Raw genomic sequence first — 14,363 nt, forward strand, 5'->3', positions numbered from 1 at the left:
CTCTTTAATGTGTTATTTACAGACTACTATCTTAGGTTTATCTTGAATTAAATGAAGCTATCATAGGTGAAAAATTATATCTCCATTTTTTATTGACCTTCACTGCAACCGTTTATAGCGATACCATTCATTACATCGACGCATCCTCACTAAGGCACACCCCAATAATAAGTACTTTATTGAGGTTCTGACAAAAGCCTTAAAAACATCAGAACCCGAGTTTGGAAAATTTAATCTAAGCCCAATAGACACCCTAATTAGCCAAGTGGACTACCCAGCTTTGACTTGACACCTGCTTAGAACCTTAAACTGCAAAACGGAAGCAAACTTCCGTTTCTAGGGCTTCGTAGCTAGTTCTCAGAAATATACTTCTGTTTTTTGAAAGCGTTAACTTAGATAGCTTTATGAGCCACTATAGGGGTCTTATTTGAGCGAGAAGCAGACGACCACTCTAGCGCGTTTTTGGACAAAAATGAGTTAGAGCCGAAGGACGGCTCTGTGTCATAAGCCGACCTTGAGACACATAGAGATTAAGACTGCAAAGATACGAAAGCGGAAGTTAGCTTTGGCCTGTTTAACGACAAATATTCCGACAAAGCAGTCATGACTATTAGTTTATTGTTAAATCTAATCTTTCTTTTCGTTCATCTACTCAATAACCCCACGCTAAACGTGACTTTAGCGTGGGGTTAGAGTTCACAGTCATTTTATCTGGATAGCTCTTTTATTTTTTTCTCTGAAAACCAGCGATATAAAACAGGTAAAACAAATAATGTTAACAGTGTTGCAGTTACCAAGCCGCCAACAATAACACTCGCTAAGGGGCGCTGTATTTCTGCACCAACACCATTAGACATTAACATCGGTATCAAACCTAAAGCTGATGTTATAGCAGTCATAAGTACAGGTCTTAATCTTGAAGTAGCGCCTTCAAAAACGGCTTTAGATGCTTCTAGACCGTCTTTAATACGTTGGTTGATACTTTCTACCATAACGACCCCATTCAATACCGCTACACCAAATAAGGTAATAAAGCCAACGGAGCTTGGTACAGACAAGTATTGTCCAGATAAATATAAGGAGAAAACTCCGCCAATTACAGCAAGCGGCACGTTGACCAATATCAGCATAGCTTGACCAACAGAACCAAAGGCAAAGTAAAGTAGTAGTGCGATTAGTGCTAACGATAAAGGTACAACTATAGCTAACCTATTTTGAGCACGTTTTTGACTTTCGAACTGGCCGCCAATCGAAACAGAATAACCTGTAGGTAAGTCAACCTTTTCAGCAATTACCTTTCTGATATCGGCAACCACGCTTCCCATATCTCGATTTTGTACATTTGCTTGGATAACGACTCTTCGTTGTACATCATCGCGTCTAACTTGTGGTGGGCCTGACTCAAATGAGACTGAGGCTACGTCACCCAGTCGCACCCAAGCACCAGTAGGTGATTGAAGCCGAATATCAGCAATAGCTTCTTTGTTACTTCGGTACTCTTCCTCTATGCGAACGTAAATATCATAACGTTCATTACCATTGATTATTTGTCCGGCTTCAACACCACCAATACCATCACGCACAACCTCCATTATGTCACTCACAGACAATCCAAAGCGTGATAGTTCTTGCCTGTTAGGACTTATCACCAATTGCGCTTCACCAGCAATTTGCTCCAATGCAACATCCCTTGCACCTTCAATGTTTTTAATTGCTGTTTCTATTTCTTGACCTTTAGCCGCCAGTACCTCAAGTTCAGGCCCAAACAACTTTATCGCCAACTGAGCCTTAACACCAGATAGTAGCTCATCGACACGAGTCGCAATAGGTTGAGAAAAGTTGAGTAGCAACCCAGGGAATTCTTCTAAAGATCTCTCCATTTTTCCTTGAAGTTCATATCGATTAGATGCACTGGTCCACTCAGAAACAGGCTTCAACCCTATGTAAATTTCGATGTTATTCACAGGCTCTGGGTCTCCACCTATTTCTGCTCGACCAATTCGGCTTAATGCATAGGTTACTTCAGGGAAAGCCATTAGTTTTTCTTCTAGAATTGGTGCCACAGTGAGCGCGGTATCTAAACTGGAAGAAGGTGCAAGCGTTGCTCTTAAGTTTATCGTCCCTTCTTCTAACTCAGGTACAAATTCAGTACCAATTAATGGAACTAATGCAAAGGCAGAGAAAACTAATATAAGTGCGGCTGAAATGACTAATTTGGTGCGTTTTAGTGCGAATGTAAGCCCTTTTCTGTAGAGTTTGTCTAATGGCCTAAGAACAAAGCTTTCCCTCTCTTTTACACCTGACTTAAATAAATAAGTAGCTAAAGCGGGTACAACAAACAACGCAACCACAATAGCAGATATAACAGCTAAAATGATGCTTATTGCCATAGGTTGAAATAACTTTGCCTCAACACCTTCAAAGCTAAATAAAGGCGTAAATACGACTAAAATAATAGAAGCTGCAAAAAATACGGGACGAGCCACTTCTTTACCCGCATTTTGAAGACGTAACTTAATACCATGCTCATCTTGTTCTACATCATGTGGATCAGTATCAGCACTAGGCACTCTTTCTTTTACAGTTTTTAAATGGGTAGAGTCTGGTCTATTTAAATGCTTAAACATGTTTTCAACCATCACGACTGAACCATCAACTAGCATACCAATGGCTACGGCAATGCCACCCAATGACATAAGGTTTGCAGAAATGCCCCACCAAGCCATGATCATTAACGCGATACCAATTGAAATTGGAATAGATATTAGGACAAGGAAGGTTGCACGTATATTCATTAAAAATAGTGCTAATACAATACAGATGAAAATAAATGCTAGTAATAGTGCATCAACTACTGTATCAACGGCTTTTTCAATCAAATCAGCCTGATCATAAAATGGTTCAAAGCGAACACCTTTAGGCAATGCTTGATTAATCAATGGGATTCTTGCATTGATACCATCAATGGTGGCTTTAGTATTAGACCCCATGCGTTTTAAGACAATGCCAGAGACAACTTCACCTAAATTTTCGACTTTACCGTCTTCGGTTTTGCGCGTCATTGTGACAGCACCTTGACGAATTTCACTGCCCATTTCAACTTTAGCAATATCCGAAACCGTCACAACTGTCCCATCAACTGTTTTGACGGGAACTTGTTTGATATTACTAATACCAGCGTCACCACTTTCAAACCAACCTGCACCTCTAATAACAAGCTGCTCTTGCCCACGGTTCATATACCATCCGCCAACATTGGCATTGTTGTTATCTAGGGCACCAACAACGTCTTCTTGCGTTAGGTTATAAGAAAGAAGCTTAGATGGATCTACATTTACTTGGTACTGCCTAACAATACCTCCAAAGGAGAGTACATCAGTAACACCATCGACAGGCATAACGAGTAATTTTACTACCCAATCATTGAGACTCCTGAGTGCCATAGCATCATAGCCTGCATCTTTATCTGAAATAAGAAGGTACTGAAATACTTGGCCTAGCCCTGAGGTGTTTGGCCCCATTTCGGGTGTGCCGACACCTTCTGGTATCAGTTCTTTTGCGGCTTGAAGACGCTCAAATACAAGTTGTCTTGCAAAGTAAATGTCGGTGCCTTCTTTGAAAACAACCGTGACGCCAGACAAGCCTGTTTTAGAAATTGAGCGCACTTGTTCTACATCAGGTAAGGCATACATGACCGCTTCAATGGGGTACGTAATGAGTTGTTCAACTTCTTCAGCAGCTAGTCCTGGCGCTTCAGTATTTACAGCAACTTGAACATTAGTAACATCAGGAAAGGCATCTAAATTTAGTTTTGGTATAACCATAATTGCGCCGACAATTGTGGCAAACAGCGCAATCAAAATCAGGAGTCTATTATTAACAGACCAATCTATTATTTTATTAAACATAGTCTTGCTCCTTAGTGGTTATGCGGATCAAATCCGCCTTTAGCGATTTCAGAAGCAACAAAAAATGCGCCTTTGGTTACAATTCGCGTCCCACTATCAAGGCCAATGATTTCCCTAAAATCACCTAAGGCTCGGCCTAGTTCTACTTCTACAGCTTTAAATTCTCCAGGGTGGTCTTCGACAAATACGGTCCAATCACCATCTGCGCTGCGGATCAATGCTTCTTCTGGCACAGCCATCACTTTCTGCTTTGTGGCAAACTGAAAGTAAACTTTTACAAACATACCTGAATGAAGGTTATCATCAGCATTCTGTACCCCCAATCTAATAATTCTTGTACGAGTTACGGGATCAATTGTATGGGCTTCTTGGATAACTTTGGCATTGTAACTCTGGCCTTCTAATTTAAGTACCGCAGGAGAATCAATTGATAAATTTAGCTTTTTATTTGGAGAAACTTTTGCTTCAACCCATAGTTGTTTTTCATCAGCTAACAACATGACTGCATCCCCAGCATCAACACGTTGCCCTTGGATAAAGTCGTCTTGAAGCACGACACCTTCACGGTGCGCCGTTAATGCATATTGTCCAAATGCTTTAATGTCTTTGTTAGAAATACCATTTATTGCTTTTTCAGTTAACCCTAAAGCAATGAGCTTGCCATAGCTCGCATTGTATGTTGTTTCAGCTTGTAATAATCGACTTTCACTCACCGTCTTATTACCCAGCTTTTTTACACGTTGCCATTCGGTTGAAGCGATTAAATAGTCAGCTTGTGCTTGTGCCATTGCTTCACTAAATAATGTAACTAACTTCTGACCTATTTCTACATACTCGCCAAGCGCTGCATGGCGACTGATAATGACTGACTCTGTACGTGGTGATACCACATAACTTTTATAGCCATTAGCTTTTATTTCGCCAGGTGCATATACGGAGCTAAATTGATATTCAGGCTTAACACTTTCCACTTTAATTTTAGCAAGCGACATCTTCTTTGGATCAATAGTGATACCTTCTTCATGTTCTTCTTCTCCCTCTTTATTACCACCTTCATGGCCGTGCTCGTCATGGTCACCTTTATCTTCTTCATGTCCCTTTTCGTGTTCATGCTCATCTTGATGTTCTTTTTCTTCTTGTTTCGAAACGTTTGTGACAGAACCAGTTCCATCTGACGACTGTGCAAAAGCATCATGATTTGTAGTAAACCCAACTAACAGGCTGCTAATTACTACGGCTAAAAATTTTTTACTAATTACTGTATTCATTTTTGTAACCTATATTTTTAATAAATTTAAGATTTCGTTTTTCGCTACTGAAAAAACAAAGCGCTCAAATCTCAAATTTGGATAACTGACCCATACTTAAAATGAAGGATATTTCTGCAAGCTTGAATTGATTTTCCAAACGTATTCCTGCATGAAGCCCTTCCGCACGTTGATTTAATGCAAGTAAGTAGTCAGAAGTATTAATATCACCAGCTTCCCAGCGCTTATTTAATAAGTTTTCGCTGCTATCTAATCTGCCTTTTGTCAGTTTTTGCCATTGCTCATAATATTTTTTACTGACAATAAGCGATTCATAATTAGCTTTTGCTTCAAATGACTGCTTTCGATAAACCGACCGAAAGTTAGCCTCTGCTGCAATTGCTTCTGAATAAGCGGCTTTAACAGTATCTGAATAGTTATTTCTGATATTTAAAGGAATTGAGAAAGTCACGCCAATCAAGTCTTCATCTCCACTTTTCCCTGCGTTAACTCCAATGGTTGGATTGGCTTTAGATTCCATAGTGGTTAGTTGAGCTTTAGATTGTTTTATCTTCCATTGCGCTCTAGCGAGTTTAACTTTTGGATGTTCCTCAACCCACTGAGAGTTAAATGAATAGTTTGTTGCTCCAAAAGTAAATGAAAACAAATTGGTAGTATTAGGCGTCCAATCAGGCAATAACTCCTGAACATTTACCTCTGCATTTTTCAAAGCAATTTGCGACTCAGATATTTCACTGAAAACTTGGGACAAGTTTAAATAAACCAGTTCAGCGTCAAGTGGCTCTAGAAGTCCTGCTTTTCGCTTATCTTCAACAATTCCAACGAGCGTTTGTAATTGATTTTCTCTTACTGAAAGTAACTGAGCCACCTTTTTTGCTGCTTGCCAATTAACTATTGCAGTTAAAGCGTTAGCCTTTTTAGAATCGAGTAGAGATAACAATTGTTGCTGGTTTGCATAAACACCAATTTCACCAATGCTTTTATTTGCTGATTGCTTATCCCAAAAATCAATCGTTTGACTGATGCCAATAGAATAATTATCAAAATCACCCTCTTTTTCATAGCTTGCTTCAAGCTCTGGGTTATATACGGCTTTAGTTAAGCTCTTGGCTCTATGATTACTTGCATTAAGTAACTCTTTAGCCGCAACAACTTCGGGATCTTTATTTATTTGACTATCTAGCCATGAAATACTTTTCTGTTTGGCATAAGTGGCAACTGAAAAACTCACAGCCATACATAAAGACAGGACTAAACCTGCATTTTTTAAATATATATACATAAAAATTCTTAATTTTAAAATTAATAAACACGAAACCTTTATCCATTATTAAAGGATAAATAGGTCATTAAAAATTAATCTAATTAAGAAATAGGCGGACGAAGTATCGCTTCAAGAAAGGTACTTGTTTGATCAATTTGATAAGGAGTTTTATTGATAATATTTAGCTTACCATCGACATTTGAATTACTGACTAAAATCCAAGATAAATGGCTGCCACTGCAATGTCCGCAGTGATGACAATCCTTTACATCGTGCTGTTCATCATCTGTATTATCATTTAAAACATTTCGATCATCTGCATGATCATGTTGAGTTTGAAGGTGCTCTATATCTATCTGGTGATTCTCAGGTGTTGCGGATACAACAGCAGTTAACGATTGCAAAACAATCGAAACGACTAATAGTATTTTTAACGCAACATTGAATTTCAAAATAAACACCTACATAAATATGAAAAATTATCATATCAAAAAAAGGGTTTCTAAACTAGTCATGAGCATGTTTTTCATGCTCGTCACGGCAAGTTTCTTGAGGAAACTCAAACTCAATGGTTGTATGAGATAAATTATAAGAAGAAAGTTCCTTAGCCACTTGTTGTTTTAGCCTAATTAATTTATCAACCTCAAAGTTATGGGCTAACTCTAGGTGAGCAGTTAATACGTGACTTTCCCCGTCTAATGACCAAAAGTGCATATGATGAATCCCATTAATTTCAGGTATAGCCTTTATCGCTTTTTCAATATTATTCTGCACTTTTTCATCAGGTGTAGCTTGAAGAAATAATGCCAATGTTGTTTTCAGGTTTTTCAAAACGTTAAACAATATAAACAGTGTAAAGCCTATAGAAAGTAAAGGATCTAATATGGGTAGATCTACAAAAAGCAGCACGATAGAAACAATTAGGACTGCAACCCATCCAAGTACGTCTTCAAGCAAATGCCACGTAAGCACTTTTTCGTTCAGCGTTTTACCCGCTTTTAGTTTAAATACTGCATACCCATTAACAGCAACCCCAAGTAGTGCTAGACCCAACATTCCTTCAGCCATTGGCATTTCAGGATTAGATAATCTTGGTATTGCTTCAAATAGCACCCAGATAGAACCAATAACTAATACAATACTGTTAATAAATGCGCCAAACAGGGTAAGACGACGATAACCATAGCTAAATCTATCGGATGCTTCTTTATCCGAGAAACGACTCAGTATCCAAGCGAATCCTATAGATAAACTGTCACCCAGATCATGTACAGCATCAGCCATAATAGCGGTACTGTTAGTTAGCCAACCACCAATAAATTCGATAATAGTAAATGAAACATTAAGGAAAAATGTCCAACCAATACGGTCGTCTTTTCCATGCGAATGGCTGTGGCTATGATTGTGCATTTTCCACCTCAGGAACTTTTAAATTTCTTACATTGACTACGTTAAAATTGATAAGGTGACGGATCACTCGTTGATACATCCAACGTTTGATTCCTGATAAGTTAGTTCCTTTTTCGAGATAAAACTCATCAGGGGAATTATAAACACCAAAATCATCATGAATACCTTCTTTTTGTATATAGGTATCTTGACCACGCCAATCTGTATCTGGCGAAGCGAAACACTTTGTTGCAACACCATAACCACAAAATTCGTTTTTTATTTGACTAAATTTGTGCTGTAGTGAACTTAAATATTGTTCATCTAATATAAAGCCTTCTAAGTTTATCCAACGATCCTTGAAATAAACTTCAATCCAACTATGAATGATATATTTAGGTGCTAACCAAAATACATAAGTTGGAATAGCTCCTTTTTGTAATTGCTGCTCAATAGTAAAGCCGTGAAAACGACATTGAATACCTAATCCTCGTAACAAAGCCATCAGCAGGTTACCCTTGGTATTGCATTGTCCGTAACCATCGGCTAAAACACTGCTTGCTGAAATATCATCACTCTTATTGTAACCAAATAATATTTCATCTTTAACAAATTGGTAGGCTGCACCAATTTTGTTGAAGTCATCAAGTTCTTGCCAATTACGCTCAGAAATTAATGATTGAATTGTAGAGTGTTCAAAATTCACTATCTTGGTTTTTTCTAGATATTTGGTATTCATTGATGTCTCCATACTTTGAACAACAACAGGTTGATTGTTGATCTTAATTTGTGTTTAACAAGTTTTTTCATCGACAGCTAATTCTTGTTTAGCATCGCTTAGTATTCGGTAAGCGCCTCGAAGAATTAACATTGAAATGATGCTACCAATGACGATATCTGGCCAACGCTGTTTCAGCACCATAACGAGTATGCCTGCGATAACGACACCAAGATTTGCAATTACATCATTCGCTGAAAATATCCAGCTAGCTCTCATATGTACTTCATCGTTGTTGTGCTTTCGAATAAGGATGAGACAAATCACATTTGCAACTAAAGCAACCATGCCTACGCCAATCATAAACCAAGAGTGAGGCTCACTTTCACCATACAGCCTTCTAGCAATATCCATTAGAATTAGCACGCCTAACCCCAGTTGGAAATAGCCACTCACTAAAGCAGCATTAGCCTTATGTTGGATTGACTTTCCCACCGCGTATAGTGCAATTGCATAGACGATTGCATCCGCTAGCATGTCTAACGAATCTGCAATTAAAGCCGTTGATTCTGATAACCAACCAAAGCCAATTTCAAAAACAAACATCGAGACATTGATAGCCAGAAGCCAATAAAGCACCGTTTTTTGCTGGTTATCTTTTAGCTCAACTTCACACCCACAATCGCTCATTTTCATCTCCGATTAACTTGTATGCTCTAACTATAAACCCTATAGTGACTATAGGGTCAAGTTTAATTGGAAATTTTATGAAAATTGGTGAGTTATCGAAAACATCGGGGTGTTCAGTACAAACCATCCGATATTATGAAAAGGAGGGCTTGCTGTCAGATCCTGATCGCACTGAAGGGAATTTCAGGTTGTATTCTAATAAGGCACTTAAAGAGCTAGAGTTCGTAAAGCATTGTCGAAGTTTAGATATTCCGCTTAATGATATTAAGCGACTCATTGAATTAAAAAACAAGCCAGAGGAGAGTTGCTCTAGTGTAAATGCATTAATTGATCGGCAACTAACTTTAGTTAATCAACGAATGAAGGAATTGAATGCACTCAAAAAAGAGTTAAAACTAATGGCAAGCTCTTGCGGGTCTGACGGTACAATTGAAGTCTGTGGCATTATCAAGTCATTAGATAGTTGAACTAAATATAACTTTAGATTAGTAGTATTCACAAAGGCAATAATGAAAACCATTGGCAAATTAGCACAATCATTAAATTTAAATGTAGAAACCATTCGTTTTTATTAACGAGAAGGACTGATTACACCACCTGAGAAACCAATATCTGGTTATAGACAACATGACGAATCAATAGCAGGACAACTTAGGTTTATCACAAAAGCCAAAGCGCTCGGCTTTACGTTAAGAGAAATAAAATCGCTAATGTCTATGGACAGCAACTGCGCTCAAGTTGAGCTATTAAACCGACAAAAGTTAGCAATCATTCGAGACAAAATTAATGACCTTCAACGTTTAGAGAAAGTAATTGTGGGTATGACAAATACCTGTATGCAAAACGAAGATCCAACACATTGCCCCATAATTGACTCATTAAAATGATTGACTCCGTACTTGTATACGGAGTTTAGAATGATGGTAATATCAACCAATAGACTTTCAAATGATAAATAAAATATTAGACAGAGTAGGCTCTAGTGGCGTTTGGCTAGCGGCACGGCCTGCCTCCCTGCATTAAGGTCACTTGCATCGGCATTAGGACTAGGCTTCTTCTCTCACTTCGAAGGAATAGCTGTAAATACGCTTTTACCTATTTTTGCATCTTTGGAACTATTGGTAAACTTATACAACTGGCACAAAAATAAAAACCATACCAGAGCTGTCTTCAGCATTCTAGGGCCTGTATCAGTTCTATTAACGCTTTATCCTCTTTGGCTATATGGTTGGAGCACATACCTATTTTACTTTGGTATTTGCTTAATGGTCGTTATGTCGGTTTTGGATATCGTAAAACCAGTAAGGGAGCAAACATGCAACGTATGGCTAATTGCCGTCGTTGAAACGATTAACGGTCAATGTCTGCTTTTCGCTCAAATAAGACCCCCGAAAAGTGGCTCATATATCTATCTAAGTTAAGGCTTTCAAAAACAGAAGTATATTTCCGATAACTGCCTTTGAATTCCTATAAACGGAAGTTTGCTTCCGAAATATAGCAATATTGGGTTAGAAACCGGAAGTTTACTTCCGTTTTGTACTTTAAGATTATAAGTTGGTATCTAATGAAAGCTCGGCAGTCCAACTCTTTTCTACCCCATTGTGTTTTACGTTAGTTTTTCTACACAGCATTCAGTTTAGTATTTGACTTACTTTACCTTATGACAAAAACTCTAGCTATATGGTCAAACTTACTCATCCACTGCAGTCCGTCAAGTTGATAGCTATTCAATAACTAAGTGCCGGTTAATAGCTTTTTTACACTCAAGGGTAAAGCGCCCCCCCATGTCCCTATCTACTTCGAACCTTTTCTTTTCCGAATCGACAAACCTTACAGTTGTTTTTATGTTCTCACCTTCACCGCTCAGGATGAGGGTAAGAGTGTTCTCATCTACCTCTTTGTAACCGAGAGTTAGCTTCTTCTCTCCAGCTTGGTTGTATATGTCATATTTTGGATAGTTGTCATCAACCTCCACAGCGCCTATTTTATCGCTTTCGCCTAGTAGTGGTTCAAGAACAATATCTTGAATAACCTGACAAGCTAATAGGTATAAAGGAGAACCCTGCGCTTGTTTGATGATCGACCTTAGCTGGATGCTTCTATACAGGCCACCAAATGTAGCCCCTTCACTACTGGTCACTAAACTCTCCGCTATTTCATGGGCAGCAACAAACATGTTCAGTATATCCTCTTGTGAGTTGGATTTTTCAGTTGATGGGGTTTCAACCACTTGATTCACTATGGGGGATAACTCTCCACCTAAGAAGTTTGTTAGATGGAGTGTTTCGAAAAAAGCATCTCGGTAGGTATTTATATCTGAGCTATCCAAATTAATCACCCTCATCCCAATTTCATAATGCAGTGTTAGTGCACATTGATTTAAATACTGAATTAGCTGGATGATCAGACTTTCTTTGATGTGCCTGTTCGGCGTTTCTTTGGCTTCTTCGTTTTGCAATAGGTTTAGAGCTTCTTCTAGTAGCCTTTCGGTATTCCGAAAGTAGTAGTCAATGGCTCGTATCGCTTCATCACAGACACTTAGTTTACCACGTTTAATTAGACGGTCTTCCGCATACACCTTTGAGTGAATTGCTGGCAAGTCATCTGTTGAAATAAAAGTAAATGCACGGTCAGAGGATAATTTACCAAACTGCTTAATTAAAAGACGCTCACTAACATCATACTCATCTCTAAGGTGTCTATTTATTACTTGCTGCTCCTCTAATTCGGATGGCTTATTTGAGTTGTGAGCTATCAACCATTGAATTAATGTCGTAACACAAAAAACAACAGAAGCCAGCGGTATCCGATAGGTTTCTAATGTATGTTTTAGCCCCTCAGAGAAGCCAGAGACATTTTGAGCCATAGAGACCAATGTTAACACTACAATTAGAGTGAAAAATGGCAACACCCAAAACCAAATGGATTTGTATGGAGGTTGCCTTCTAGCTTTGCTCTTTATTGTGTCCATAAATATTTCTCAGTCAGTAGGTTATGTACTAGCTTACCCTATGAAACCCGTCATAACCAACAGAGTTTGCTTGCGTTGCACATCATCCACACTGCCAGAAAGTCCGCCGTGGCGAGCCGCTTATTCAATACATCACCCAATTCTAACTGAGTTAATTTAACAACCTATGTAACTCAAAATTGTCCAAGAACGAGCTTAAACGACCGTCCGCTTCTCGCTCTAGGTCGAACTTCATTACAGTCCCAAAACAGACGCTAATTGACAGTTTTTGGTTCGCTAGCTAATACATCCTTAATCCACTTACTATAATTGGAAATTCTCACTTGATATGCAGTTGTACCATATAACCCACCCTTAAAATCAGAAATATCGCCATGCGCTAATTGCCAACTTGAAAGCCCTACAAGAAAGGGTATACCACCCTGATAAATGACAGAGGCTCCACCACTATCACCTGAAGCGTGCATTCCCTCTAGAGGTAATCCATTAGGTGCCTTATCAAACCTGAATGTCAGCCAATTAGTTTCTGCATTTTCGATAATATTTTGGAAGTGATTCAGCTGTTTCAAAGATTTAGTCTCAGACTCTTCGCCAATAAGCCCATTACCTGTGGCACCTCTACCAAAAACTGTAACTGTTTTTCCTTGTTCTTTTGTGTTTGTGTAAAGAGTAATCGGTAATACATCGCTCACAGGCGAAGTTAATTTGATTAATGCAATATCACTTCTTGCTTTAAAAAAACTCATTAAAGGCGCTAAATTTCCTTTCAACAAACTTTCGCTAGGTTTTTCAAATTCAGGATGTATGTACACTTTTTCAATTTGATATGTATTTGATCCAATCCTTAAACTTTTACCAATATAATTATAAAAAATGGTATGCGCGACAGTTACAACCCACCTTGGGTTAATTAAAGCGCCATGCCCTTCATGAGGCATATCCACTAAGAAGTTAGGAGCTTCTTTCGACACATAATTCTCAGGGGGAATATCATGCCTTTTTACAACAGCGAGACAGCTAATAGAAAAGACAAATAGAAAAATGAAAAAGAAAGCTTTCATAGAGCGTCCATGTTTTTATGAATGCTTTACAGGCTACCTTGCAAGCTAGGAGAAGGCAACTAATTCGACCGTCTGCAATTCGCTCATAGCAGTCTGCCTGATGAAGTCTAAACGTATTCACTTAAACTGTAAGATCAGATATGAGCTGGTACAACTTGACCCTTTAAGGTGCCTTAATACCACTTTTTGTGCTTTTTTTAGGGCCGTTTTTTCATCGGAGTTAACAAAAAGCGGGTTATTAAGTTGATAAATTTTGGCATTGTTTATATTACTAGCTGCTAACGAGAGTTGATGAAGCGGATATTCGTAAAAAAGTGCGTCAAGCTGACCTTCTTATTTTATTAAGTCCTACTTCAATTCGTTCGGCAAGCTTTTAATTATCTTTAGCAACGAAAAAGTAGACAGCTGAGGGGTATTGGAGCAAGTGGTGAGTGTCTATAGTTAATCGAGGGGTTTCTAGGCTGTGGAGTTCAGACCAAGCTTCTGTAATAGCTCTTTGGAAAGTAAAACATCGCTCTTTTGCTATGACATTGTAAAGAGAATATTCAGGTGCCTCTGTGTTGATTGAAAGTTTATTCGCGCGTAATATTGCTGCATCAGGCCAGTCTTTACCTAAAACTGCTATTTTACCAGCTAATTCCTCCTGCGAGTTGAGCATGGAAAACACCGATTTATCCAACTTATTTATTACAAGCACTCTTAGCCCTTAGGCACCCTTAATTAGTGGGATCTTGATCGGCAAAGCTACTTTTTCATGTATTGGGGTGCTCCTCATCCAAAAAACATCAGTATTGCCTTTGTTCAGTTCCCTCAGTTGCCGTTCTTGGCTAATCAGGGTATCTAATGGGCTTAGCTTAAATTTTCCAAACTCGGGTTCTGATGTTTTTAGGGCTTTTGTCAGAACCTCAATAAAGTACTTATTATTGGGGTGTGCCTGAGTGAGGATGCGTCGATGTAATGAATGGTATCGCTATAAACGGTTGCAGTGAAGGTCAGTAAAAATAGAAATATAATTCTTCATTTTTCACCTATGATAGCTTCATGTAATTCAAGATAAACCTAAGATAGTAGTCTGTAAATAACACATTAAAGAA

At 38.5% G+C, this 14,363-nt stretch carries 13 protein-coding genes; 3 read left to right on the forward strand and 10 right to left on the reverse strand.

Translation table 11 applies throughout. The features are described 5' to 3' along the window. Nucleotides 1-707: 707 nt before the first annotated feature. The 7 genes from PSH41_RS19900 to PSH41_RS19930 form a co-directional block, all read right to left on the reverse strand. Nucleotides 708-3,908 (reverse strand): efflux RND transporter permease subunit, encoded by a 3,201-nt coding sequence (locus tag PSH41_RS19900; protein WP_064386705.1) that lies wholly within the window; start codon nt 3,906-3,908, stop codon nt 708-710. A gap of 11 nt (nt 3,909-3,919) precedes the next feature. After that, complete coding sequence (locus tag PSH41_RS19905) at nt 3,920-5,176, reverse strand: efflux RND transporter periplasmic adaptor subunit (RefSeq protein WP_064386706.1); 1,257 nt, start codon at nt 5,174-5,176, stop codon at nt 3,920-3,922. Nucleotides 5,177-5,240: 64 nt separating this feature from the next. Continuing rightward, on the reverse strand, nt 5,241-6,458 hold the full coding sequence (locus PSH41_RS19910; protein ID WP_024032403.1) for a TolC family protein: 1,218 nt from the start codon (nt 6,456-6,458) through the stop codon (nt 5,241-5,243). Nucleotides 6,459-6,541: 83 nt separating this feature from the next. Next, the gene (locus PSH41_RS19915; protein WP_024032402.1) at nt 6,542-6,892 is read right to left on the reverse strand and encodes a hypothetical protein; all 351 of its coding nucleotides are present in this window, start codon (nt 6,890-6,892) and stop codon (nt 6,542-6,544) included. 55 nt (nt 6,893-6,947) lie between these two features. Continuing rightward, nucleotides 6,948-7,850 (reverse strand): cation diffusion facilitator family transporter, encoded by a 903-nt coding sequence (locus PSH41_RS19920; protein ID WP_024032401.1) that lies wholly within the window; start codon nt 7,848-7,850, stop codon nt 6,948-6,950. Continuing rightward, nucleotides 7,837-8,568 (reverse strand): transglutaminase-like domain-containing protein, encoded by a 732-nt coding sequence (locus PSH41_RS19925; RefSeq protein WP_024032400.1) that lies wholly within the window; start codon nt 8,566-8,568, stop codon nt 7,837-7,839. Before PSH41_RS19925 ends, PSH41_RS19920 begins: the two co-directional genes overlap by 14 nt. A 54-nt stretch (nt 8,569-8,622) precedes the next feature. Continuing rightward, nucleotides 8,623-9,237, reverse strand: a complete 615-nt coding sequence (locus tag PSH41_RS19930; protein ID WP_024032399.1) for a cation transporter — start codon at nt 9,235-9,237, stop codon at nt 8,623-8,625. A 77-nt stretch (nt 9,238-9,314) separates the two neighbouring features. Between PSH41_RS19930 and cadR the strand changes: the two genes are divergently transcribed. From cadR to PSH41_RS19945, 3 genes are all read left to right on the forward strand, one after another. Beyond that, entirely contained in the window at nt 9,315-9,704 is a 390-nt protein-coding gene (cadR, locus tag PSH41_RS19935) for a Cd(II)/Pb(II)-responsive transcriptional regulator (protein WP_024032398.1), read from the forward strand. A gap of 192 nt (nt 9,705-9,896) precedes the next feature. Continuing rightward, a complete protein-coding gene (locus tag PSH41_RS19940) occupies nt 9,897-10,124 on the forward strand; it encodes a MerR family DNA-binding protein (protein WP_268744518.1) in 228 nt (75 codons plus the stop codon). Between the two features lie 102 nt (nt 10,125-10,226). Next, nucleotides 10,227-10,658 (forward strand): MerC family mercury resistance protein, encoded by a 432-nt coding sequence (locus PSH41_RS19945; protein ID WP_244151752.1) that lies wholly within the window; start codon nt 10,227-10,229, stop codon nt 10,656-10,658. Nucleotides 10,659-10,960: 302 nt separating this feature from the next. Here the strand turns inward: PSH41_RS19945 and PSH41_RS19950 are convergent, their stop codons facing one another. The 3 genes from PSH41_RS19950 to PSH41_RS19960 form a co-directional block, all read right to left on the reverse strand. Next, a complete protein-coding gene (locus tag PSH41_RS19950; protein ID WP_064386707.1) occupies nt 10,961-12,208 on the reverse strand; it encodes a hypothetical protein in 1,248 nt (415 codons plus the stop codon). A gap of 254 nt (nt 12,209-12,462) precedes the next feature. After that, complete coding sequence (locus PSH41_RS19955) at nt 12,463-13,269, reverse strand: S1 family peptidase (RefSeq protein ID WP_055018908.1); 807 nt, start codon at nt 13,267-13,269, stop codon at nt 12,463-12,465. A 373-nt stretch (nt 13,270-13,642) separates the two neighbouring features. Beyond that, entirely contained in the window at nt 13,643-13,966 is a 324-nt protein-coding gene (locus tag PSH41_RS19960; RefSeq protein ID WP_064386708.1) for a hypothetical protein, read from the reverse strand. Between the last annotated feature and the right edge of the window lie 397 nt (nt 13,967-14,363).

This window comes from Pseudoalteromonas sp. CST2 (genome assembly GCF_028599385.1).
Classification (GTDB): Bacteria; Pseudomonadota; Gammaproteobacteria; order Enterobacterales; family Alteromonadaceae; genus Pseudoalteromonas; species Pseudoalteromonas atlantica.

Bases quoted from the DNA above. Each gene is read 5' to 3' on its own strand.
- PSH41_RS19900 (WP_064386705.1), bottom strand. From the start codon at position 3,908: ATGTTTAATAAAATAATAGATTGGTCTGTTAATAATAGACTCCTGATT.
- PSH41_RS19905 (WP_064386706.1), bottom strand. From the start codon at position 5,176: ATGAATACAGTAATTAGTAAAAAATTTTTAGCCGTAGTAATTAGCAGC.
- PSH41_RS19910 (WP_024032403.1), bottom strand. From the start codon at position 6,458: ATGTATATATATTTAAAAAATGCAGGTTTAGTCCTGTCTTTATGTATG.
- PSH41_RS19920 (WP_024032401.1), bottom strand. From the start codon at position 7,850: ATGCACAATCATAGCCACAGCCATTCGCATGGAAAAGACGACCGTATT.
- PSH41_RS19925 (WP_024032400.1), bottom strand. From the start codon at position 8,568: ATGAATACCAAATATCTAGAAAAAACCAAGATAGTGAATTTTGAACAC.
- PSH41_RS19930 (WP_024032399.1), bottom strand. From the start codon at position 9,237: ATGAGCGATTGTGGGTGTGAAGTTGAGCTAAAAGATAACCAGCAAAAA.
- cadR (WP_024032398.1), top strand. From the start codon at position 9,315: ATGAAAATTGGTGAGTTATCGAAAACATCGGGGTGTTCAGTACAAACC.
- PSH41_RS19950 (WP_064386707.1), bottom strand. From the start codon at position 12,208: ATGGACACAATAAAGAGCAAAGCTAGAAGGCAACCTCCATACAAATCC.
- PSH41_RS19955 (WP_055018908.1), bottom strand. From the start codon at position 13,269: ATGAAAGCTTTCTTTTTCATTTTTCTATTTGTCTTTTCTATTAGCTGT.